The 21089-nt window shown below is 66.3% G+C and carries 23 protein-coding genes; 10 read left to right on the top strand and 13 right to left on the bottom strand.

What is annotated here, in order from left to right:
• Positions 1 to 56: 56 nt before the first annotated feature.
• The 3 genes from ALTAJ2_RS14720 to dph2 form a co-directional block, all read right to left on the bottom strand.
• On the bottom strand, positions 57 to 893 hold the full coding sequence (locus ALTAJ2_RS14720) for an MBL fold metallo-hydrolase (protein WP_007108595.1): 837 nt from the start codon (positions 891 to 893) through the stop codon (positions 57 to 59).
• 99 nt (positions 894 to 992) lie between these two features.
• Positions 993 to 1394 (bottom strand): DUF7344 domain-containing protein, encoded by a 402-nt coding sequence (locus ALTAJ2_RS14715; RefSeq protein ID WP_007108594.1) that lies wholly within the window; start codon positions 1392 to 1394, stop codon positions 993 to 995.
• Positions 1395 to 1655: 261 nt separating this feature from the next.
• A complete protein-coding gene (dph2, locus tag ALTAJ2_RS14710) occupies positions 1656 to 2705 on the bottom strand; it encodes a diphthamide biosynthesis enzyme Dph2 (protein ID WP_007108593.1) in 1050 nt (349 codons plus the stop codon).
• A gap of 231 nt (positions 2706 to 2936) precedes the next feature.
• Between dph2 and ALTAJ2_RS14700 the strand changes: the two genes are divergently transcribed.
• Entirely contained in the window at positions 2937 to 3860 is a 924-nt protein-coding gene (locus ALTAJ2_RS14700; protein ID WP_007108591.1) for a DUF7139 domain-containing protein, read from the top strand.
• A 97-nt stretch (positions 3861 to 3957) separates the two neighbouring features.
• Entirely contained in the window at positions 3958 to 4989 is a 1032-nt protein-coding gene (locus ALTAJ2_RS14695) for a disk-shape morphogenesis protein volactin (protein WP_007108590.1), read from the top strand.
• A 60-nt stretch (positions 4990 to 5049) separates the two neighbouring features.
• Here the strand turns inward: ALTAJ2_RS14695 and ALTAJ2_RS14690 are convergent, their stop codons facing one another.
• Positions 5050 to 5232, bottom strand: coding sequence for a zinc finger domain-containing protein (locus tag ALTAJ2_RS14690; RefSeq protein WP_007108589.1), 183 nt, complete (start codon positions 5230 to 5232; stop codon positions 5050 to 5052).
• 166 nt (positions 5233 to 5398) lie between these two features.
• Between ALTAJ2_RS14690 and ALTAJ2_RS14685 the strand changes: the two genes are divergently transcribed.
• Positions 5399 to 5794 (top strand): hypothetical protein, encoded by a 396-nt coding sequence (locus ALTAJ2_RS14685; RefSeq protein ID WP_007108588.1) that lies wholly within the window; start codon positions 5399 to 5401, stop codon positions 5792 to 5794.
• Position 5795: 1 nt separating this feature from the next.
• The gene (locus ALTAJ2_RS14680) at positions 5796 to 6437 is read left to right on the top strand and encodes an METTL5 family protein (RefSeq protein WP_007108587.1); all 642 of its coding nucleotides are present in this window, start codon (positions 5796 to 5798) and stop codon (positions 6435 to 6437) included.
• Positions 6438 to 6441: 4 nt separating this feature from the next.
• Here the strand turns inward: ALTAJ2_RS14680 and ALTAJ2_RS14675 are convergent, their stop codons facing one another.
• Entirely contained in the window at positions 6442 to 6981 is a 540-nt protein-coding gene (locus ALTAJ2_RS14675) for a hypothetical protein (RefSeq protein WP_007108586.1), read from the bottom strand.
• Between the two features lie 62 nt (positions 6982 to 7043).
• Positions 7044 to 8885: a rhomboid family intramembrane serine protease gene (locus tag ALTAJ2_RS14670; protein WP_007108585.1), complete on the bottom strand. Its 1842-nt coding sequence runs from the start codon at positions 8883 to 8885 to the stop codon at positions 7044 to 7046.
• A 101-nt stretch (positions 8886 to 8986) separates the two neighbouring features.
• Between ALTAJ2_RS14670 and ALTAJ2_RS14665 the strand changes: the two genes are divergently transcribed.
• Positions 8987 to 9271, top strand: coding sequence for a DNA-directed RNA polymerase subunit L (locus ALTAJ2_RS14665; RefSeq protein WP_007108584.1), 285 nt, complete (start codon positions 8987 to 8989; stop codon positions 9269 to 9271).
• A 139-nt stretch (positions 9272 to 9410) separates the two neighbouring features.
• Here ALTAJ2_RS14665 and ALTAJ2_RS14660 read toward each other — a convergent pair whose 3' ends face one another.
• The 4 genes from ALTAJ2_RS14660 to ALTAJ2_RS14645 form a co-directional block, all read right to left on the bottom strand.
• On the bottom strand, positions 9411 to 10292 hold the full coding sequence (locus tag ALTAJ2_RS14660) for a hypothetical protein (protein WP_007108583.1): 882 nt from the start codon (positions 10290 to 10292) through the stop codon (positions 9411 to 9413).
• 416 nt (positions 10293 to 10708) lie between these two features.
• A complete protein-coding gene (gene hisF / locus ALTAJ2_RS14655) occupies positions 10709 to 11524 on the bottom strand; it encodes an imidazole glycerol phosphate synthase subunit HisF (protein WP_007108582.1) in 816 nt (271 codons plus the stop codon).
• Positions 11525 to 11638: 114 nt separating this feature from the next.
• Positions 11639 to 12982 (bottom strand): hypothetical protein, encoded by a 1344-nt coding sequence (locus ALTAJ2_RS14650; RefSeq protein WP_007108581.1) that lies wholly within the window; start codon positions 12980 to 12982, stop codon positions 11639 to 11641.
• A complete protein-coding gene (locus ALTAJ2_RS14645) occupies positions 12979 to 13701 on the bottom strand; it encodes a hypothetical protein (RefSeq protein ID WP_239647740.1) in 723 nt (240 codons plus the stop codon). The genes ALTAJ2_RS14650 and ALTAJ2_RS14645 overlap by 4 nt, the downstream gene beginning before the upstream one ends.
• A 155-nt stretch (positions 13702 to 13856) precedes the next feature.
• Here ALTAJ2_RS14645 and ALTAJ2_RS14640 point away from each other — a divergent pair, with 155 nt between their 5' ends.
• Complete coding sequence (locus tag ALTAJ2_RS14640) at positions 13857 to 14045, top strand: DUF7550 family protein (protein ID WP_007108579.1); 189 nt, start codon at positions 13857 to 13859, stop codon at positions 14043 to 14045.
• Between the two features lies 1 nt (position 14046).
• On the opposite strand, the gene ALTAJ2_RS14635 is transcribed toward ALTAJ2_RS14640, so the two are convergent.
• Together ALTAJ2_RS14635 and ALTAJ2_RS14630 are read right to left on the bottom strand one after the other, a co-directional pair.
• Positions 14047 to 14274 (bottom strand): ribbon-helix-helix domain-containing protein, encoded by a 228-nt coding sequence (locus ALTAJ2_RS14635; protein ID WP_006184071.1) that lies wholly within the window; start codon positions 14272 to 14274, stop codon positions 14047 to 14049.
• Between the two features lie 144 nt (positions 14275 to 14418).
• Entirely contained in the window at positions 14419 to 14718 is a 300-nt protein-coding gene (locus tag ALTAJ2_RS14630; RefSeq protein ID WP_007108578.1) for a hypothetical protein, read from the bottom strand.
• 288 nt (positions 14719 to 15006) lie between these two features.
• On the opposite strand from ALTAJ2_RS14630, the gene ALTAJ2_RS14625 reads away from it, so the two are divergent.
• The 3 genes from ALTAJ2_RS14625 (at position 15007) to menD (ending at position 18832) form a co-directional block, all read left to right on the top strand.
• Positions 15007 to 15603 carry a sulfite oxidase-like oxidoreductase gene (locus ALTAJ2_RS14625; RefSeq protein ID WP_049900027.1) on the top strand — a complete coding sequence of 199 codons (597 nt, stop codon included), beginning with the start codon at positions 15007 to 15009 and terminating at the stop codon, positions 15601 to 15603.
• 61 nt (positions 15604 to 15664) lie between these two features.
• Positions 15665 to 17008 (top strand): isochorismate synthase, encoded by a 1344-nt coding sequence (locus tag ALTAJ2_RS14620; protein WP_007108576.1) that lies wholly within the window; start codon positions 15665 to 15667, stop codon positions 17006 to 17008.
• 12 nt (positions 17009 to 17020) lie between these two features.
• Entirely contained in the window at positions 17021 to 18832 is a 1812-nt protein-coding gene (menD, locus tag ALTAJ2_RS14615; RefSeq protein WP_007108575.1) for a 2-succinyl-5-enolpyruvyl-6-hydroxy-3-cyclohexene-1-carboxylic-acid synthase, read from the top strand.
• 1 nt (position 18833) lies between these two features.
• On the opposite strand, the gene ALTAJ2_RS14610 is transcribed toward menD, so the two are convergent.
• On the bottom strand, positions 18834 to 19853 hold the full coding sequence (locus ALTAJ2_RS14610) for a J domain-containing protein (protein ID WP_007108574.1): 1020 nt from the start codon (positions 19851 to 19853) through the stop codon (positions 18834 to 18836).
• 286 nt (positions 19854 to 20139) lie between these two features.
• Here ALTAJ2_RS14610 and ALTAJ2_RS14605 point away from each other — a divergent pair, with 286 nt between their 5' ends.
• Positions 20140 to 21084, top strand: a complete 945-nt coding sequence (locus ALTAJ2_RS14605; protein ID WP_007108573.1) for a 1,4-dihydroxy-2-naphthoyl-CoA synthase — start codon at positions 20140 to 20142, stop codon at positions 21082 to 21084.
• Positions 21085 to 21089: the final 5 nt, after the last annotated feature.

The following is a 21089-nucleotide window of genomic DNA, read 5'->3' as shown; positions in this document are numbered from 1 at the left end:
GGACCCAACGTTACGATACCATTACTATAAATTGTGCGGACGGATTCAGTCTCGATCTACGACAGGTCGACGCGATCACCGATCTCGACGAGCTCGAGTCGTCGGGGGTGATCGAAGCTCGCCGCGTGGTGGTGCAGCGCCGCTGGATCGGCGGTAAGCCCCTTCCACATGTCCCAGTGGCTCGGCAGGAGGCGCTCGCACTCGAGGGCGGCGGCGCACTCGACGATCTGATTCTCGTCGTTGTACCAGCGTGTCCGCTTCGGGTCGCGGGTCCGCTTGTCCGGAATCTGTCCGACGGTACCGAACGCGAGCGCCGCGAGGTCGATCGCGTACTCGTCGCCGATCCGCTCGAACTCGTCGGTGGGTTTCGTGTCCCCGCCGTGGAAGAACGTCCCCGCCTCGTGCTCGAACACGTAGCTCACGGGGTGGGTCGCATCGGGATCGTTCGCCTGCTCGACGTGGACGGTGAACTCGCCGATCTCGAGGGTGTCGCTCTCGACGACGTCGGTTAGCTGATCGTCGGCCACGTCCCACTCGTCGGTCCAGGCCTCTTCTTCGCGGGCGACCGCGACGCTGTCGTCGGGCGCGTAGAAGGGGGCTCCCGTGTTCGCGAGGATCGGCGCTTGGCTCGGCCCGTGAACGTGGTCGGTGTGTTCGTGGGTCGCCAGCACCGCGTCGGCCGCTTGGACGTCGTCAGGATCGAACGGCACGGGGATCATGCGAATCGTCCGCGGCGGATCACCCAGGCCGAGGTACGGATCGACGTAAATCGTCGTTCCCTCGCGGCCCTTGACGACGAAACCGTTACAGCCGAGATACCAGATCGCGACGCCGTCCGGAGTCGCGTCCTCCACGTCGCGAACGAGCCAGTCGCCCCAGTCGCTTCGGATCATACGGGAGGATGCGGTGACCGATTGGGTAAGTGTTGTCGTCTCCGCCGACGCGGTACCGACCCACGCTAGTGCGGATCCGTGGACCGCCAAAACCGTCCGTCAGCGGCCGTCGAGCGGAGCCTCGAAGACGGCATCGGCTCCGTCAGCATCCGTCGTCTCGCTATCCGAACGCGCGACATCGAGTTCGTCGATCACTGGGTGATCGGCGACCCGGAGCAGACCGTCGTCGGTCTCCTCGAGCAGCCCTGCGTCCGTCAGGCGGGGCAGGTGTCGGTGGTGGAGCGCGACGAGCGCTCGATGGTGGTCGTCGTCGGTCACCGTAGCGAGTGCTTTATCGGTCGTGACCGCCGCGAGCCGGAGCGCAAGATCGTCTTTCCCGATTCCCTGAGGCGTTCGGTCGCGGACGAGACGGAGAACGGTTCGGCGGCGGGCGTCGGCGAGGGCACCGAAGAGTTCGTCGCGGGTGGCGGCCGCGGACGCGCTTCGTGCTGTGTTACTCATCGACTACCCGTCGGGGACTAGCATGCAAAAGAACTCCTCCAAACCACTTTGGATGCGGTGTTCGATCCCTCATCGTGAGGAGAAAATCAACTAAAGACGTTATTTCTGCCGAGAACGTCCTATTTCGCTCCGATCCGACTGCCGAGCACGCAATCGGTCGCTACCGTCGTTCGCCGACTGCGGTCGCCGTGTCCGGACTACCATCGAAACGACTCGACCGGATCGGCAAACGAGCGAGACGTGGACCCCGATCGCTCGTCGCTACCAGGTGCCGTGGAACGTATCGAACGAGAGGCTATCGAGCGGCTCGTCACCGACGGCGATCCGGTACTCGCCGGGGGTGAGCATCGGCTTGTGGAACTGCGGACCGTCGTCGGTCGTGATCCGCGGACAGCCGGTGTTGACGAACGCGTCCATGTCGAAGTTTCGCAGGCGGTCCGGCGTCACCTCGTCCATCGTGATGAGGTAGGCGTTATCGTTGTCCTCGAGGATCTCCTGGGCCATCTCCCAGCGGCCCTGGCCGATCTTGGTACAGAAGATGACGCCCCACTTCTCGGCGTCCATCGCACGATGGATCGCCCCGTAGCGTTGTTTCATGAACTTGTCCGTGTCCGCGACGGTGACGACGTTGTTGACTGGGTCGGCGATGACGACGTGTTTGTCGGGGTGTTCCATCGCTAGCCCGAGGGGGTGGAACTTCCCGCCGCCGACGTACAACACCTGATCCGCGGGCACGTCCGCGCTCGCGTAGTTACAGCCGAGCACCTGCCCCTCGTGGGTGAGTCGATCGTCGCCGCGACGGCTGTAGACCTCGTACCCTCGCTCCTCTAAGAACGCCTTCATCTCGTCGTAGCGGTTCATGTGCTGGGCCGTGGTGACGAGGCCGACGCCCTCCGTCTCCTCGGGGGGCTCGAGCGTCTCGAGGGACTCCTCCATGATCGGCGTGACCTCGACGTTCGAGAACAGCGGGACGTAAATCACCTTGTCCGTGTCTTTCATCGGCGAGTGGCCGAAGTGAACGAACACGTCGGTGCGTTTCATCAGATAGGTATCGAGATCGCAGGCACCGTAACACGGCTGGCCCGAGAGCATGAACGTCACGTCGTCGTCGGCCAACTCGCGGAGGTCGTCCGCGACGGCCGGGCCGCGCCGCTTCAGTCCTTCGGGGAACTGGAGTCCGACCTTCGTCGCGTCCCGTTCCTCGATCGCGTCGACGATCTCCTCGAGTTCGTAGTCCCACTCCCGGTCGTGCTTGAGACGCATTCCCGTGTTCCGGAGGTCCCCCTCGGTGTACTCCGACTCCTGACTCATTGGCCGCCCTAACGCCCACGGACGTATATACTGCACGCTGTGCCGAGACACGCGTGTGCGTCGTACACGACGGGATCTGCGTGCCGGGACTGGGCCGGCCGCCGATCGCTGCCGTCCGGCAACCGGAAGCGGCCGCCGCCGCCGTCCGGCAGTCGAGTCGACGTGTGCGGCCGCTCGAGCGTTCGTTTGTCGTCCCAACAGTCATAGTACTGGAGCATAAACGGAGGGTTAATGGCAGCGGAACAGGCCGCAGACGGCTATCTCTTCGACCTCTATCGTCGATACATCGGTGAACCGGAGGACCGGACCGACGTCTACGTCGGCTTCGGTCTGTTTCTCGGCGGGATCGGGCTGGCGATCGTCGCCCTCGTACTCTTCGTCTGGGCCAGCACGTTCGAGGTGCGGTCCGGGAGCTACTTCGCGTGGGCCGGTCCCGCGTACGCGCTCGCGATGATGGCACTGCCCGTGACTATGCTCGGAATCGTCGTGCTCCTCCCCTCGGAGCGCCGGATGCTGTATACCTCGGTCGCCGGCGGCGCCATCACTGCCGGCGCAGTCGTCGGCTTCCTGGTCGTCTATCCCCACCACTGGAACGGCTACGGTGCCAATTACACCGTTTACGTCGTCCCGGTCTACGCCCTCGGACTCGCCGGGATCACCGCCTCGACTGGCGCGGCGCTGATCGCACACTACCTCGACATGGCACAGCAAGCCGAGGCCGTCGCGACCGAAGCCGACGCGGACGATTCCGAACCCGAACTCACCGACGCGGAGGTGCAACGGGACATCGACGACGCGATGGACGGCGTCGAACTCTCGTGGGGCGGCGTCGAACAGACCGAGCACAAACGACTCACTTTCTCGAGCGACGACCTCGACGACGTCAGTATCGACTCGGACGCCGGGACGACGACGACCCGCTCGTCGGGCGTCGATGCACAGGTCGCGGGCCTCAAGGGATTGAAAGGTGGCGAGACCAAAGAGACCACCTCGAGTTCGACGGTCGACGACCAGACGGCGAAACTGCGGGAACTGCGCGAACAACAGCGCGCGGAGGAGTTGGCTACGGCCGACGACGACACCGCCGTCGAAACCGTGACGAAGCCCTTTTCAGGGCTCATCGAGAAACTACGGGCTCTCGTAAAACGGAATTAATGTCGGCTGGCTGTAGGAAATATGAAATTGTATCGTAATTTGTGAGGGCGGAATTAATCCACATAGATTTATAACCCGTCAGTGGCCTTGCCCACGTATGGCCAAAGGCCTGGACGTCGGTACGATGAACATCCTGTCAGCACAGCAGGATGGGAACGATACGGTTTTCGTGCAACAGCGTAACTCATTCGTCGAGATCGAGTACTCGGATATGGCCGAGCAGATGCTCTCGCGAAGCGAAGTACTCCACATTCGCAAGGACGACAAGGTCTACGTCGTCGGCGACGACGCGCTCAACTTTGCGAACATCTTCAACAAGGAGACCCGCCGCCCGATGAAACACGGGATCCTCTCGAACGACGAGCAGAGCGCGATCCCGATGATGAAACTCATCATCGAGCAGGTCGTCGGCGAACCCGCCTATCCCGACGAGAAACTCTACTTCTCGTCCCCCGCCGACCCGATCGATTCCGACCTCTCGACGCTGTACCACCAGAAGACGATCGAGTCGTTCCTCGACGACATGGGATACGACTCCGAACCGATCAACGAGGGCATGTCCGTCATCTACAGCGAACTCGCGGACAACAACTTCACCGGCCTGGGGATCAGCTTCGGTGCCGGGATGACGAACGTCTGTCTCTCCTACTACGCGGTGCCCGTCATGAAGTTCTCCGTCGCCCGCGGCGGCGACTGGGTCGACGAGCAAGCAGCCCGCGCGACCGGAACGCCCGTCGACAAGGTCACCTCGATCAAGGAAGACGACTTCGAACTCGACTTCACGACCGATGTCGGGGGCGTCGAAGGGGCGCTTTCGATCTACTACGAGAACCTCCTTGACTACGTCATCGAAAACATCGTCAAAGAGGTCGACGAGGAAGACGTCGAGGAAGGGCTGGATGTCCCTGTCGTCGTCACCGGCGGGACCTCGAGCCCGAGCGGCTTCGAGGCGCTGTTCCGTGACCACCTGGCAGACGCGAACATTCCGTTCTCGATCAGCGGCGTGAGCCACGCGAACGAACCGCTGTACAGCGTCGCCCGCGGCGGTCTCGTCGCTGCACGCTCCGACGAGGACGCCGAACACCAACAGGACGACGAGGACGCGGAAGCAGCGGCCGCAAGCGAATAAGTCTCGGAACCGCGGGCCGCGATTCTTTCGGGATGCCACGGAGAGCAGCGGGTCTCGAGGTCACTCGACGGCCTGCTCCTCGTAGAAGCGGTTGAACGCGTCCCGCCAGGATTCGGGCTCGTCGCCCTCCGGCTGGTGTTCGACGGGGACATCGGCGAACCCACAGTGGGGACACGCGACCGTCGACACCGCTCCGAGGGAGAGTTCTTCGACGGTACCCCCACACCGTGGACACTGCTCCATACGTGTAACTTTCCCGGACCGTCCTTAACTCTATTCGAACCTGTCGCGACGCGGAAGCGTTCCCCTCGGGCCGACCCGTCGGTCCGTGGACGCCCTCTGGTCGCTCGAGATATTACTACTGAGTATTCAACAACCTTTTTGTATGCAGCCTATGTATGGTGCGGTAATGAGTACGACGTCGTCCCACGGCTCCACGATCGATCGCTGTCATCCCGCAGACGCAACGCCGGTCACCATCGAGGCCGCAGCGCTCGAGTCGACGGCACCGGCGTACCTCCGCGATCTCAAGGAACGGCTGACCGACGAGGGGTTGGTCCCCGCCGAACTGACCGTCGACGCGTGTTTCGACGAGGATTGCTCGCTCGCGACGCAGGCGGAAGTGGATCGCATCCGCGGCTACGTACGCGCCGGGTCCTTCCTCGGCGTCGGCACGGTGACCGTCACCGTCGATGGCGTCGCGGACCCCGAGAAGGTCCGACCCGCGCTGGCGGCCTGTGCCGAACGAGCCGATCGCGACGGACTCGCGTTCGCTCTCGAGGGACCCATCGCCGTCGACGCGTGAGATGGCCGGTCCCTCGCGACGGACGCTCGCCCGCCGTCTCGAGTCGATCGTGGACTTTTCCGATCCCGCGGCCGACCTCGAGCAGTACCTGACGCCGGCGGAGCTTGCGGCCCACATCTGTCATCTGGCCGGGTTGCACGACGACCTCGACCGACGAGTCGTCGATCTCGGAACGGGAACCGGGATGCTCGCGATCGCGGCGTCGCTGGCCGGTGCTCGCCGAGTCGCGGGGATCGACGTGGACGCGGGGGCTCTCGACCTGGCTCGACGGAACGAGCGGACGGTTCTGAACGGGCACGGAGCGGGCAGCGACCGCACTCTCGAGTGGCTCCGTGGGGACGTCACACGGCATCCGTTTTCGACGAGCGACGCGACCGTGGTCTCGAACCCCCCGTTCGGTGCCCAACGCGGGAATCGACACGCGGATCGGGACTTCCTCGAGACGGCCGGCGAAATCGCGGCCGTGTCGTACACGATCCACAACGAGGGGAGTCAGTCGTTCGTCGAATCCTACGCCGCGGACGCCGGCGGTGAGGTAACGCACGCGTTCCGGGCTACGTTCCCGATCGCGAAGCGGTTCGCGTTTCACACCGAGAGTGAGGAGACGCTCGAGGCCGAGGTCTTCCGGATCGAGTGGGAGTAACGGGTTAGGTCCGGTGGGGGTGAAGTCCGGGGCCGGAACTACCACCGTCGCTGTCGGCGGCGCGTCGAACGCTGACGCCCACGAGATAGCTGACCACCGCGAGCGGAAGGCCGATGACGATCGCAGCGCCCGCCCCATCGGCGAACGCCTCAGGTAGCGAGACGACCGCGGTCATGTGGCCGACCGTGTATTCGATTCCGTACCGAGCGAGTCCGACGCCGAACGGGACGCTGGCGACCAGCGCGAACGTCGGGACGAACCCACGAGTGACGGCGGCGCTTACAGCGCCGATGGCGACGACCAGACAGGTCGCGGCCACGACCTCGACGTGGAGTTCGGCACCGGTCCACGTTTCGACGACGAGGTCGGCGACGCGGCCGCTACCGATCGTCGTCCCGACACCTGCTGCGACCGCGAGGGCGAGCACGGCCGCGAGGAACCCGACGGCCAAGGACGCGGCGGGACGGCGACCGACGAACCAGGGCGATACGACCGAGACGAGCGAACGGCCCCGTTTGCGGAGCCGACTGCCATCAAATGGCATGTATCTAACTACTACATTCATTACTAAAAAGTAACTGATAAGCACCCGAGACGGGACCGCGATTACCCGACCGCGCCGTACGTCTCTTCGCTCGCGATCGCGACTCGCGTTCCGTCGGCGGCCGCGTAGATCGACTCGTTTTCGCGGTCGAAGGTGAGCCCGCCCGCCGTCGTCGTCTCGTTTGCGGCCGGCACCGTCGTCGTCGCGACCGCGTCGGTCTCGGCCGCTGTTACCTCGAGGACGAACGTCCCGTCGTCGGAGTCGATCGTCACGTTCCGGTCGGCGATTCGCGCCGTGGCTCGTGACTCGTTCGATTCGTACGCGAGTTCGGTCGCTTCGCCTTCCCCCAGTCGGACCTGATACACGGTATCGTTGCCGACCGGGTCCCAGCCGGTGCGTTCGACGTGAACCGCTTCGCGCCAGCCGGGTCCGCCGACGTACACCGTTTCCTCGCCCGTCACGGAGAGTCGCCGAGCGCTGACCGCCTCGAGCCAGAGTTCCCGCTCGTCGCTCGAGACGATCACCCCGCTCGACTCGAGGCCCGCGTCGCTCTCGAGTGCCTCGATACCGATGCCGCTGACGAGCGCGTTCTGGACGCCTTCGGCGTACTCGATCGTGTAATCCTCGATCTCGACGGCCGACTCCGAAGACGCGGGAGTCTCATCGACGACGAGGAAATTGGCGGGGATGGCGATGCCCGCGAGGACTGCGAGAACGACCATGACCGCCAGCAAAGCGGTCCGTTTGCGGCCGCGGCCGAACAGCGAACCCGAGTCGCGGGCTCGCGTTCGGGTTCCGGCGGCGATCTCTCGAACGCGGTCGACGCGTGCGGTGACGGCCCCGTCGCCGCGATCGGTGGTGACCAGTTCGAGCACTCGGTCGATCGACGGCCGCTCGCCGCCGTCCTGTCCGAGTGTCGGCCGCTCCGGCCGCGTGAACAGCCCCTCGAGTCGCTGCGGGACCAGCGGCCGCTCCGACGCGGTCATCGAGAGCGTGACGACCAGTGCGAGCACCGACACGATGGCGATGCCCGGCCCTTGGTAGAGGACGTACGTGTTCTCGCCGCCGAACCAGTAGATCGCCCACAGCCGCTTCGAGAATCCGAAGATGAGGATCGCGAGCCAGAGTCGCACCGGATTCGGGCGCTGTCCCCGGCGCTCGAGGAGCGCGATGCCGAGAACGAAGCCGAGAAACAGCCCCAGTGCGTGGCCCTGAATGGCGATCCCGGCCCACGACGGGGCGGTGGGCGGCCGCGACTGGGCGGTGTAGACGCTGATCGGTTCCCGGAGCGCGTAGAAGAGTCGCAGGAGTACGCTCTGGACGCCGAGGGTGCCCACGATCGTGACGATCGGATAGTGGACGATCGCGAAGCCGGCAAAGGCGAAGACGACGCCGGAGAAGCCGATCACGGGACCGAGCGCGAACAGGCTCGTGATCAGGCCGACGGCGATGACGGCCAGCGGAAAGCCCACGAACGCCCGCACTCGAGGAGCAGCATACCAGGCGTCGGTCCGGCCCGGGTCGTTCTCGGCGGGGTAGTGTCCCCAGATGAACTCGGTGAGCGGTGCGACGACGGCCGTCCCGGCCAGGTTCCCGACGAGATGGCCGGGGCCGGCGTGGGAAAACGCCGCCGTGACCATCCCGAGCGGATAGAAGTACGACCAGGTCCGGTAGGGGATCGTCACCGGCTCGTCGACGTTCGTGACCCCGTCCTGCACGAAGAGATAGACACAGACCACGAACGCGATGACCACGAGCGATCCCCATGGGACGCCGTAGACGAATCGCGACTGGAGCACGTCACGCCAGCGCCGAGTCGGCCGATGGAGCCGTCGCACGACGGCGATCGACCCCACCAGCGCCGCGGCGACGAGGACCGTCAGCAGGGCCGCAAGCGAGCGCATGTCCCGTGGTTCGAACGGGGGCGTATAGTGATTTGCCTTCAGCGACCCGCGCGAGCGGCGGCTTCGAAAGGTACAAACAGCCGACGACCGGATTGGATGACATGGAACTGCGGGTCACCGAGAGCACCGAGAACGAACTCTCGATCGAAATCGCCGGCGAGGACCACACCTTCATGAACGTGCTCAAAGGCGCACTGCTCGAGCACGACGACGTGAGTGCAGCGACCTACGACGTCAACCCCGAACAGTCGGGCGGCCAGACCGAGCCCATCCTGACCATCAAGACCGAGGACGATGCCGATCCCCTCGAGTGTCTCGAGGACGGGGCCGTGACCGTTCGCGAGAAAGCGAACTCGTTCAAGAACGCGTTCGAAGCGGCGGCCTGAAACGCAGCTGCTGTCGGCGAACCGATCGCATGATTCGATTTCGGCGCTCGTTTTCATCCGGATCGAGTTCCCTATCCGTCGCCGAGAGCGGCGGCTCGATCACGTCGAGCCACGGGGCCACTGGCCGCCGCACCACCGGTCAGCACGTCGCGTAAAAGGCGTAGATGTCCCCGTTCGGAGCGACGTGAACGTCGACCCCCTCCGCGTCGAACCCGGTTCGCATCGCATCGCCGTACCGCGAGAGAGACCCCGCGACGATCGCGTCGGCGAGGGCTGCCTCGTCGGTGTAGTCCGCGGCCGAGACGCCCGTAATGACGATCGGTCCTTCCTGGGGGATCGCCTCGCCACACACGTGATCGAACCTGCCGGCGTCGACGGTCTCGGGATCGGAGTCCCCGAACTCGCGCTCGACGAGCCGACGGTTCTGGTACTCCGCGTAGGCCGCGAGGCCGCTGTCGTAGGTCCGACTCTCGGCTGTGTCCCGCTCGTCCTCGAGTCGGTCATGGATCGCCCCCTCGGTGGCCTCGAGATCGAGCCCTCCCGACTCGGTCCCGTCCCCGGGCGCATCCGGCGGTGACGGTTGGCCGATCCCCGGCAGCACCGACGGCGGGACGATCCCCGTCGCGAACAGGGCGACGACGATGCCAATGACGACGAAGATCGGGAGGTAGGGCTTCGCGACCTCGAACCAACTCGGCGTGGCGAGGTCCTGTTCGAGTCCGTCGTAGGTCTGCTCGACCCGCTCGAGGTCCGGATTGCCACAGCGCGAACAGGGCGGGGTGTTCCGGACGTGCTCGCGGCCGCAGTTCGAACAGGCCCAGACGTATTCCGGGCCGGTTTCGACGGTCCCGGACGGGACGGGATCGCGATTACCGTCGGGAGTGCCACCGCTCCCGGATCCGGAGTCGCGCTCTGCGTCGACGCGAACGACCGCCTTCTCGAAGCTGTTGTGGCCGCAGGCGTCACAGGGTGGGTCGTCGTTCGCGTGCGGTTTGCCACACCGCGTACACCGCCACTTCACTGGTAGAAAGGCACGACCGCGAGCGTATAAGGATACTGGAAATCCAGGTCCCATCAGTACTGCGTGAACTTTTTCGGGGTCAAGCCTCGAGGTACTCGCCTTGCTCATCTATCAAATACCGCTGGAAGTCACTGTCGCCTCGTCGCACGGCGGTGGACAATTCGTATAAAGCTGTTCAGTGGTCACCACACGCGGTCACAATTAATAGCGGATACGATCTAAGAGAGATGGGACTAAAATGTAACCCGCGAATGTCCCCGTTTCAGATCCCCCTCTCGAAGGTTGTATTCCTGCTGCTTCGAAAATCGCTGCAGTACCGATCTCTATTTCTCTAGACCGTGCCTGTCTATCGCTATCGTCCACCTCGAGGAATCGCCGCAGACCGCGTGTCGCAACCGATCCCTGGCGGCGGACTCTCAGATTCGGACGGGAACGCCGTGCTCATCGAGGTAGGCCTTCGTCTCCGCGATGGAGTACTCGTCGAAGTGGAAAATCGAGGCCGCGAGGCCAGCGTCGGCACCCGCCTCGGTGAACACATCGTACATGTCTTCGGGGCTGCCACAGCCCGAGGAGGCGATCACCGGCGTGTCGACGGTGTCACAGACCGCTTCCGTCAGCGCCAGGTCGTAGCCGTCTTTCGTCCCGTCCTTGTCGATCGAGTTGACGAAGAGTTCGCCCGCGCCGCGGGATTCGGCTTCGGCGGCCCACTCGAGGACGTCGATGCCGGTCCCTTCGCGGCCGCCCTTTTTCGTGCATTCGAACCAGCAGGACTCGCCGTCGACCTCGACGTAGTGTTCGCCCCCTTCGTCGAACCGCCGTCTGGCGTCGACGCTGATGACGATACATTGATTGCCGAACGCGCGCGCGCCCTCGGTGATCAGTTCGGGCCGCTCGAGCGCGCCGGTGGTGATCGAGACCTTGTCCGCGCCGGCCCGTAGCGTTTCCTTGATGTCCGCGGTGGTGCGGATGCCGCCGCCCACGGTGAGCGGGATGAAGACTTCGTCGGCGACGCGCTCGACGACGTCGAGCATCGTCTCGCGGCCCTCCGCGGAGGCGGTGATGTCGAGGAAGACGAACTCGTCCGCGCCGGACTCGTTGTAGGCTTTGGCCATCTCGACCGGATCGCCGGTGTATTGCAGGTCCTCGAAGTTGACGCCGGTGTAGACCGCCGGGTTCCCGTCCTCGTCGAGATCCACGTCGATACACGGGATGACTCGCTTGGTCAGTACCATGTGATTCGTACCCGTTCCTTCGGACCGGGGGTAGTAAAGGGGTCTGGATCGGGCGGTCGTCGAGGGTCGCCCGCGGAATCCGCAACCCAGGACTCGAGTCGGTCTGCACGGCTCTCAGGCGGACCGGAGGCGCGTACGGAACGCCGCGACGGCGTCCGGCAGCACCTCGAATTGCGCCCGCAGACGCGTGTACTCGCCGTATTCGTCGACGAGCGAGACGCCGGTCTCGGCGTCGTTGTCCGCGGCTCGTCGCACTCGATCGTCGGTCCACTCGAGCGATCGCAGCGTCTCCGCGAGGACGTACATCCCGAGCGAGGGGTCAGTGAGTGACTCCCGCACCGACGCGGCTGCGTCGACCGCAGCCGTTCGTGCCGTACGGATCTCGTCGACCGTTTCGGGGACGGCGACCGTTCCGTCTTCGACACCGTTGCGGACGCGTTCGAGGGCCCGATACCGCTGTTCGAACCGAACGGCCTCGTGGAGGCCGCGTCCCAACTGTCCGCTGTCGCTCGCCGTTCGCAGGCCGGTTTTCGCGCTCGAGACAGGGTCGATTGCCCGCCAGAGCACCTGTTCGAGGCGGTCGTCGAGGTCCGCGTCGATGTCGGCGAGCCAGTCCCGAGCGTCCCGCCGGACCGGAAGGGCGGCGGCGTCGACGCGCTCGGCCGACGCCTCGAGTGCGGCGTCGAAAACCCCCGTCACGTCCGTCGGTTCGGCGAGTCGATCGCGGTGGCGCTCGTCGAGGTGGTCCCAGACCGCCGTCGTCGCCGCGCCGAACTCGACCGCGCCAGCACCGGTTCCGATGTCGACGACGGTGGAATCGGGACCGACGTCCCAGCGTCGATCGCCGAGGCGAGTCGTGACGCGCTCGAGGTCCGATTCGAGACGCGCGTACACCAGCGCCGAGCGGAGCAGCCGGTCTTCGCTGCCCCGATACGCGACCGACTCGAGTTGGTCGCGGGCGATCGAGCGAACCTCGCGGCGTTCGTCGCGGACGATTTCGACCAGTCGGTCGTCGTCGATCGCGGCGAACGTCGCCCTCGCGGACCGAGCGGTCTCCCGAGCGTCACGCGTCGTGTGCAGCGCGTGGTACAGCCCGTCGCCGGTCGCCGCGGCGGCTTCGGCTCGATGCTCGCGGGCGCTGTCCCGGCTGTCGCGTATCTCCTCCCTGACGACGCCGTTGGGCACCGTTTCGGCGTCGAGCGGGTCCGGTACGTCGGCGAGCAGGGCGTCGACGCGCTCGAGGCCCTCGTCGACGGCGCTGGCCGCGGGGACGACCGGGACCGGCCACTCGATCGGCGGTGCCGGGTCGGTGACGACGGTAGCGGCGTCGGCCGCGGTGAACGTCGGTCCGGTGTCGTCGCTCCAGGGGAGCCCGTTGCAGCCGGCGACGGTCACGCCGCCGATCGCGGCGCACCCCGCGAGGAACTGCCGCCGGTGGCGGCCACGGCGTCCGGTCATCGGCCGATCGCCTCGCTCGTCTCGGGTCGTTCGTCCGTCGTATCCGACTCCCTGGATGTGCTCGCCGCTCCGGTGGTCGCGGTCTCGTCGGTCGGTCCCTCACCGGCTGCCGTTTCGTCGGTGGGACCGCTTTCCGGACAGGACCGGCGTTGACTGCTGCGCCGTCCCGGGGGATGACCCTCGTAGGGGCGATGAATGCGGACGAGAGTCACGTCCAGTACGGTCGTCTCGGCTTCGCAAGCCGTCGTCGGTGCCTTCAGGGCCAGACAGTAGCTCGTACGGACGGTCTCGTCGGTCGCGCGGACGCCGAGCAGCCGTCGCCGGTAGCAATCGTCGATCGACTGCTGGTCGACGAGGACGGATGCCGCGTCGAAGTCGGTCGCCGCGACGAACGATCGTACGTCAGCCGCGTCGTCGATGTCGTCGATCCGCAGCGCCGCGGCGTCGTCGGCGTCGGTGACGACGAACGTCCAGTGAAGTCTCGCTCTTCGATCGTCCGCAGCGGCTTCGGCGGCGTCAGCGTTCGGATACACGACCGGGAACGCACGTTCGGCTTGTACGGACATCGTCTCGTGCTCGTGGGGCGAGTCGAGGGTGGGATCGTCGCCGGTCCCGCTGGCCGAGTCGTTGCTCCCGGTTCCGGTACAGCCGGCGACCGCCATGGAGAAGCCGCCGGTGGCAGTCAGCAACCGGCGGCGAGAGAGGGGCGCGGAGGGCATTCGCCCCGCCGATACGTAACCGCTCGGTAAATACTTGCTGACTGATTTGAAGACCACTCAGAAAAGGCGAGTGAGCGGCTGGAGTCGCTCGAGCGCCGCGGTCGCGCTCCGGCGAGAGAGGTGTCTTTAAGGTCTCGACCCGGCAACACGCACGTATGTCAGACGACGCGGAGCAGTCGGCAGAACAGGACACGGGAGCGGCCGTCGGCCACGACCTCGTCGCCGACCGGACGACCGCGCCGATGAGCGAGTACTCGGCGCGAGCCGTTCTGATCGGGATACTCGTCGCACTAGTCGGCTCGGCGGTCGCGTTCGGAATACCGTTGCTCGCAGTCGGCGTCTAAGCTAGAAGACGTATTCGTCGTCGTGGCCCATCATGCCGTCGTCTTCGAAGCCGGTGCCGCCGGTTGCGCCCTCCTCTTCGTCGGAGGGTCCACTGGTCTTGTAGGCCTTGATGCCCGTCGAAAGGAGGTCCTCGATCGCCTCCTCGCGGTTGACGAACTCGCCGCGTTCGACCATCTGGGCGATCTGCATCTCGAGGTGTTCCGGTATGGTGATCTCTACTTTCGGCATCTGATTCGGCTTTCGGCGAGGGGGTATTTAGGTTTGACGGGGAGCCAACACCGACGGGACGGAGCCCGGTCTCGGTCGAACCGGTGGCGTCTCTCGCGGTGCAGGCCGATGCAGGAACCGCGTGGGTGAGACCCGCGGGCCGATTCAACTGCCACCCATCACCGAATCGATCGCGTCCCGTAGTTTCGTTCCGGGCTGGGTCAGCGTCTGGAGTTGTTTGCGCATCCGCCGCTGATTGAAGTAGCTCGCGAACGCGAGGATCGTCGGGGGCCACAGGCCGACGAACGTCCCGAGTTCGCGTTCACCCTGAATGAAATAATAGTACAGCGCGAGGCCGACCGATGCCGCTGACGCGACGAACGCGGGCCCCATCGCCTGTTCACCGACTTCCGCCGTTGTCTGTCCGGACGTCTCCCGCTCCGTGAACTGTTCTGTGCTCGCCATGCATCGCTATCTCTCGCCGAGACCGTACTAAGTGGTGGCGAGGGTTTCGCGGGAAACACTCGAGTTGTCCCCGTTTCGTGACCGTTGCAGTCAGTTTCGAACCCCGTTCCCGGGTGTCAATCGGATGTTTCTCACGGACTGATCCCTCGATCGGCGCGATACGTGTGTGCGGGCGATCGATACGCGTCGACCGTCCCGCGTCACGGATGCGAGCGCGAGCGGTCGTCCGGCGATCGGCGATCGACGACGAGGCGTCACATCTACGTCTTTCGGGACGTATCCACGAGTATGGATGTGACGGACGTGACGGACCTCTATCAGGAGTTCGGTGACGAGCGGCTGCCGCCGGGACAGCGCGAAACCAGCGCGTTTCCCGTCCTCTCGAAGAGCGGGACGCCCGACTGGGACCCCGAGACGTGGGAGTTTACCGTCACCGGCGCGGTCGACGAGGAACTGTCCGTATCGTGGGACGAGTTCCGGGAGCTGCCGAGCGTCACCCAGCGACAGGACTTCCATTGCGTGACCGGCTGGAGCAAGTTCGACTGCGAGTTCACCGGCGTTCCCTTCCCCGAACTCGCCGAGCGAGCCGGCGTCCACGACGACGCCGTCCACGTCATGTTCTCCGCGCTTGACGACTACACGACGGATCTGCCACTCGAGGACTGCATGCGCGAGGAGGTCCTCTTTACCTGGGCGTTCGACGGCGACCCGCTCCCCGCGGACCACGGCGGGCCGCTCCGCGTCGTCACGCCACACCGGTACGCCTACAAGGGCGCGAAGTGGGTCGACGGGGTCGAGTTCCTCACCGAACCCCAACGTGGCTACTGGGAGCGGCGAGGCTACTCGCAGACGGCGGACCCGTGGCAGGAGGAACGGTACAGTTAGCACACCGGTCCCGGTCGAAGAATAGTTAGGCTGAAGGCCGGGCGGTCCTGACGTGCGGTCGATGGATCGATCGTTGGGCGATGGCCGACTGACGGGCGAAACGGGGGCAGTGGACGCTGCCGGTGACCTCGTCAGCCGGAGTCGCGAGCTCGAGGATGTCTCTTTCAGTGCGATTCTCGACGGGAGCGCCGAGTCACGCGTCCAGTGGGCTACGCCCGGCGGTCTCGAACTCGTCGGTCGCGGCGTCGCCGCTCGCTTCACCGCCGACGGCCCCGACCGGTTCGACCGCGTTCGAACGCAGGCGAGCCGCGCCTTCGACGGACTCGTCCACGACGGCCCCGAAGCGGCCCGCCCGCGAGCCTTCGGCGGCGTCTCGTTTCACGACGGCCACGAACCGGCCCCGCCCTGGACTGGTTTCGACGCCGCCTCCTTCGTCGTCCCGCAGGTGCTCGTCACGAGGACCGACGACGGGACGTGGTTGACCGCCGTCGGAAATCGCAGCGACGACGTCGACGACCGACTCGAGCGTTGGCACGAGCGCCTGACGGCGCTGCCGGCGATGCGACCGAGCGGTTCGACGCCCGGCGTCGCCGCGACGCGGCGGACGACCTCCCCAGCCGTGTGGACCAGCCAGGTCGAGGCGGTGCTCGAGCGGATCGCCGACGGCCGATTGACGAAAGCCGTCCTCGCGCAGGCCCTTTCGGTGACGCTCGAGGGGCCGGTCGACGTTCCCGCGACCCTCGAGCGCCTGCGCCGACGGTATCCGAACTGTTACCGGTTTCTGGTGAGCCACGATATCGGCGGCACGTTCTTCGGCGCGCCGCCCGAGGGACTGGTTTCGAAACGCGGCCAGCGCGTCGAGACGGAAGCGCTCGCCGGGTCGGTGCCCCGCGGGGAGACGCCGGCCGAAGACGAGGAGCACGTCGACCGCATGCGCGCCGACGAGAAGTTCCAGCACGAACACGGGCTCGTCGTCGACGCGATCCGAAAGCAACTCGCCCCGTTCGCACGCGATCTCACCGTGAGCGACCAGACGATCCGGCGACTGGCAACGATTCAGCACCTCCAGACGCCGATCGAAGCGACGCTGTCGGGCGACCGCCACGTCCTCGAGATCGTCGAGGCGTTGCATCCGACGCCCGCGGTCGGCGGCGTTCCACCCGACGTGGCCTGGGAGACGATCCGGGACACGGAGACGTTCGAGCGGGGCTGGTACGCGTCGCCGGTAGGGTGGTTCGACGCCGACGGCGACGGCGAGTTCGCGGTCGCTATTCGGTCGGGAATCGCGGCCGACGGAACGGTGACGCTCTTCGCCGGGAACGGCATCGTCGGCGATAGCGACCCCGAGGAAGAGTGGGACGAAGTACAGCTGAAGTACCGCCCGATCCTCGATGAACTGCAGTAGTACCTGACACCGATGTCCGCACCGAACCGCGCGACCCTGTGGGGTCGCGTCCTCGCCGACGAACTCGTGAAGGGAGGTCTCGATGCCGTCTGTATTGCCCCCGGGAGCCGCTCGACACCGCTGACGGTTGCGTTCGCCGAGCATCCCGAAGTCGACGTTTACTCGCAGTTAGACGAACGCTCGGCGGCCTACTTCGCGCTCGGACGCGCCCGCCGGACCGGCGAACCGACGGCACTGGTCTGTACCTCCGGCACGGCCGCGGCGAACTTTCACCCCGCGGTGATGGAAGCCGACCGGGCCCGCGTCCCGCTGCTCGTCCTCACGGCCGATCGACCGCCCGAACTCCGTAACAGCGGCGCGAACCAGACCGTCGATCAGGTCGCCCTCTACGGCGACGCGGTCCGGTGGGACGCCGACCTCCCCGAGCCCGAAGCCGACGAGCGGAAAGTCCGCAGCCTCCGAACGACCGCCGCCCGCGCACTTGCTGAGACGACCGGCGTCGAACCCGGCCCCGTCCATCTGAACTGTCCGTTCCGCAAGCCCCTCGAGCCGATCGCGGTGCCGGGCGACGTGCCCGACTCCTTCGCCGAGACGACTGCCGGACGAGGGCGGGACGGCCCCTTCGTCGATACCGGCGGCGGAACGCGGACGCTCGCGGACGACGACCGTCACCGACTCCGACACGCGCTCGTTGCCGCCGACCGACCGCTGATCGTCGCCGGCCCCGCCGATCCGGCGACGCTCGCGACCCTCGAGCCCGCGGCCGTCGCCGACCTCGCGGACCGACTCGGTGCGCCGGTCCTCGCGGACCCGCTCTCGGGGCTCCGATTCGGCCCCCACGTCGGCGGAGCGGGCGACGGCGACTCGCGGACGATCTACGGCGGCTACGATACCTACGTCCCCGCGTTGCCGGCGCCGGACGTCGTGCTCCGGTTCGGTGCCTCTCCCACGTCGAAACCGCTCCGCCACTGGCTGCGGGACGCCGACGCCCGACAGTTCCTCGTCGATCCCGCGGGCGCGTGGCGCGAGGCGACCTTTACCGCGACCGACCTGCTCGCGGCCGCGCCCGAGACCGTCGTCGACGGACTGCTCGAGACGGTGACGGCCGCGGAGGCCAGGTCCGACGACGCGTGGCGGGATCGGTTCGATGCGGCCGAGCGCCGCCACTGGGCGATCCGCGACGAGGCGCTGACCGCCGACGCGCTCGAGGCCGCCCCGTTCGAGGGTGCGATCCTCGCGTCGGTGGTCTCGAACGCGCCGGACCCGGCGACGGTGTTCGTCTCGAACAGCATGCCGATCCGGGACGCCGACCGGTTCGCCCGGCCGCGGGCGGCCGCCGTGACCATGCTCGCGAATCGTGGCGCGAGCGGGATCGACGGGATCGCCAGCACGGCGCTCGGTGCCGGCAGCACGACCGACGACCCACTGGTGCTCGTGACCGGCGACTTAGCGTTCTATCACGATTCGAACGGGCTGCTCGCGGTCGATCGGTGCGACGTCGACGCCACGATCGTCCTCATAGACAACGACGGCGGCGGCATCTTCCACGAACTCCCGATCGAGGCGTTCGATCCGCCGTTCACCGACCAGTTCAAGACCCCCCACGGCGTCGCGTTCGACGCGCTCGCCGACGCATACGGTCTCGAGTTCGAGCGCGTCGCACCCGCGGCGTTCGCGGACGCCTACCGACGGTCCCTCGAGCGAGCGGGGACACAGGTACTTGCGGTCGAATTCGATTCCGAAGCGAGTCACCGACGACGCGACGAACTCGAGACGCAGGTCGAGGACGCGGTCGATGCGGGGCTCGAGTCGGACCGCGACTGAGTCAGGGCCGTAGGACCCACCAGAGCGCGCCCGCGTACCCGAGTGGAATCCAGGCGAAGGCCAGCGCCAGCAGGCCGAACAGCGAGAGGAGTTCGACCGATTCGAATCGGGCGATGCCGACGGGAAAGAGCACGCTCCAGATCCCGAACGTCACGGCCGCGATCCGCGGCATCGTCAGCAGATAGCCGATCAGGGCGAGCGTACAGGCGGCGACGATCGCGTTGATCGGGAGCGAAAACAGCGGCGTCAGACTCGCGGCGACGAAGAGCGGATAGAGGAGCGCAGCGGTGCCGAGCGAGAGGACTGCAGTCTGATCGATCCGCGGCCCCTCCCACTCGAGGTCGACCTCGTCGTTCCAGTCGTGGACGGAGTACGCGGTTTCCTCGGACTCCGTTGTGTCCGTCGCGTCCGTCGTCGTAGCCGTCGTAGCCCCCGAGGACGTGGCCGTTTCGGCGTTCGAACGCGCCGTCTCGTCCCCGTCGAACGACCAGCCGGCCGCCGCGTGCCGTTTCGCTCGTTGCCGGCGGCGCTTGGACCGCTGTCGTGCGTGGTGACTCTCCGTTCTGGTAGTGTCCTCGGTTCCATCGCTCGTTCGTCGGCCGTTCGCGGTCGTCCGTCCGCCGGCCGTGTCCGATCCGGCCGTTCCCGTCCCAGTCGCCGTTCCCGAACCGCTCGTCGTCTGCCCCTCAGTCGCCCCCGTCTCGTTCCCGGTCGACGTTCGCCGAGCATTCGTTTGGCCCGAGGCCGTAGCCGACCGCTCGGACGCGTCGCCCGAGCCGGCGGCGGCTCCGTCGCCGGGATCGACGTACGCCTCGTGGCCGAGGCGGTCGTACCGCGCGCGCTCCGTCTCGTCCGTGAGCACCGATTTCGCGGTCATCACCCGCTGGAACCGCTCGGCCGCATCGGGGTCGTCGGAGTGATCCGGATGCGTCTCGAGGACGCGGTCGCGATAGGCCGACTCGATTTCGTCCCGGGTCGCGTCCGGATCGACCCCGAGAACGTCGTAGTACGTGTCCCCCATCGCGTGAACGGTCGGCTGGCTGCGTAAAAAACCACTCGGCTGAAACGACTGTCGGCGACGGCGATAGGTTTCTCGGGCATCGGAATCGATCGATCGCGATTCACTGACGGCCGTCTCGCGGTCAATAAATCTTATTTCGATATAGCAATCACTCACTATCAGGGAAGACAGTCCGTGTCGAATTCCCTGGACAGCGACGGGCGACGAACCGCCGGCTCACTGCCGGCCGACGATGCGCCGGTCGGACGCGAACCTATTTCACGTCCGGCACACCAACGTCGGACAAATGGTTTCGGAACTCTTCGACGCGGACCGGTGGGAACCGATCGATGACCTCGATCGCGAGTTACGGGACGTTACGTACCACCGCGCGGTCGATTCCGGGACGGTCCGGATCGCGTTCGACCGGCCCGACGTGCGAAACGCCTTCCGGCCGGGGACCGTCGACGAACTCTACGACGCGCTCGACCACGCCAAGCGCCAGACCGACGTGGGCTGTATCCTGCTGACCGGGAACGGCCCGTCCTCGAAGGACGGCGGCTGGGCGTTCTGTTCCGGCGGGGACCAGACGGTTCGCGGTGAGGACGGGTATCAGTACGAAGGTGACGAGGAGGGCGAGGCGCGAAGCGCCTCGGAAGACGCGAGCGGACAGGGTCCGCGAGCGCGGGCATCGGAGCAGGGGCGGCTCCACATTCTCGAGGTCCAGCGGCTGATCCGTCACATTCCGAAGGTGGTCGTCGCCGTGGTCCCCGGCTGGGCCGTCGGTGGGGGGCACTCGCTGCACGTGGTCTGCGATCTCACGCTCGCGAGCGAGGAGCACGCGAAGTTCTTGCAGACCGATCCCGACGTAGCGAGCTACGACGCCGGCTTCGGCTCGGCCTATCTCGCCAAACAGATCGGCCAGAAGAAGGCCCGCGAGGTGTTCTTCCTCGGGAAGACCTACGACGCCGCGGCGGCCGCGGAGATGGGGATGGTCAACGAGGCAGTGCCCCACGAGGAGTTAGAGGCGACCGCCCTCGAGTGGGGCCGGCGCATCAACTCGAAGAGCCCGATGGCGATGCGGATGCTCAAGTACGCGTTCAACATGACCGACGACGGGATGGTCGGCCAGCAGGTCTTCGCCGGCGAGGCCACGCGGCTGGGCTATATGACCGACGAGGCCAAGGAGGGCCGGGACGCCTTCGTCGAGGGCCGAGACCCGGACTTCGACGACTTCCCGTGGCACTACTGACGCGA

Origin of the sequence: Natrinema altunense (assembly GCF_000731985.1) — an archaeon.
Classification (GTDB): domain Archaea; phylum Halobacteriota; class Halobacteria; order Halobacteriales; family Natrialbaceae; genus Natrinema; species Natrinema altunense.
Note: the sequence above shows the minus strand (reverse complement) of the source record. Positions and strands in the feature narration are given on the sequence as shown.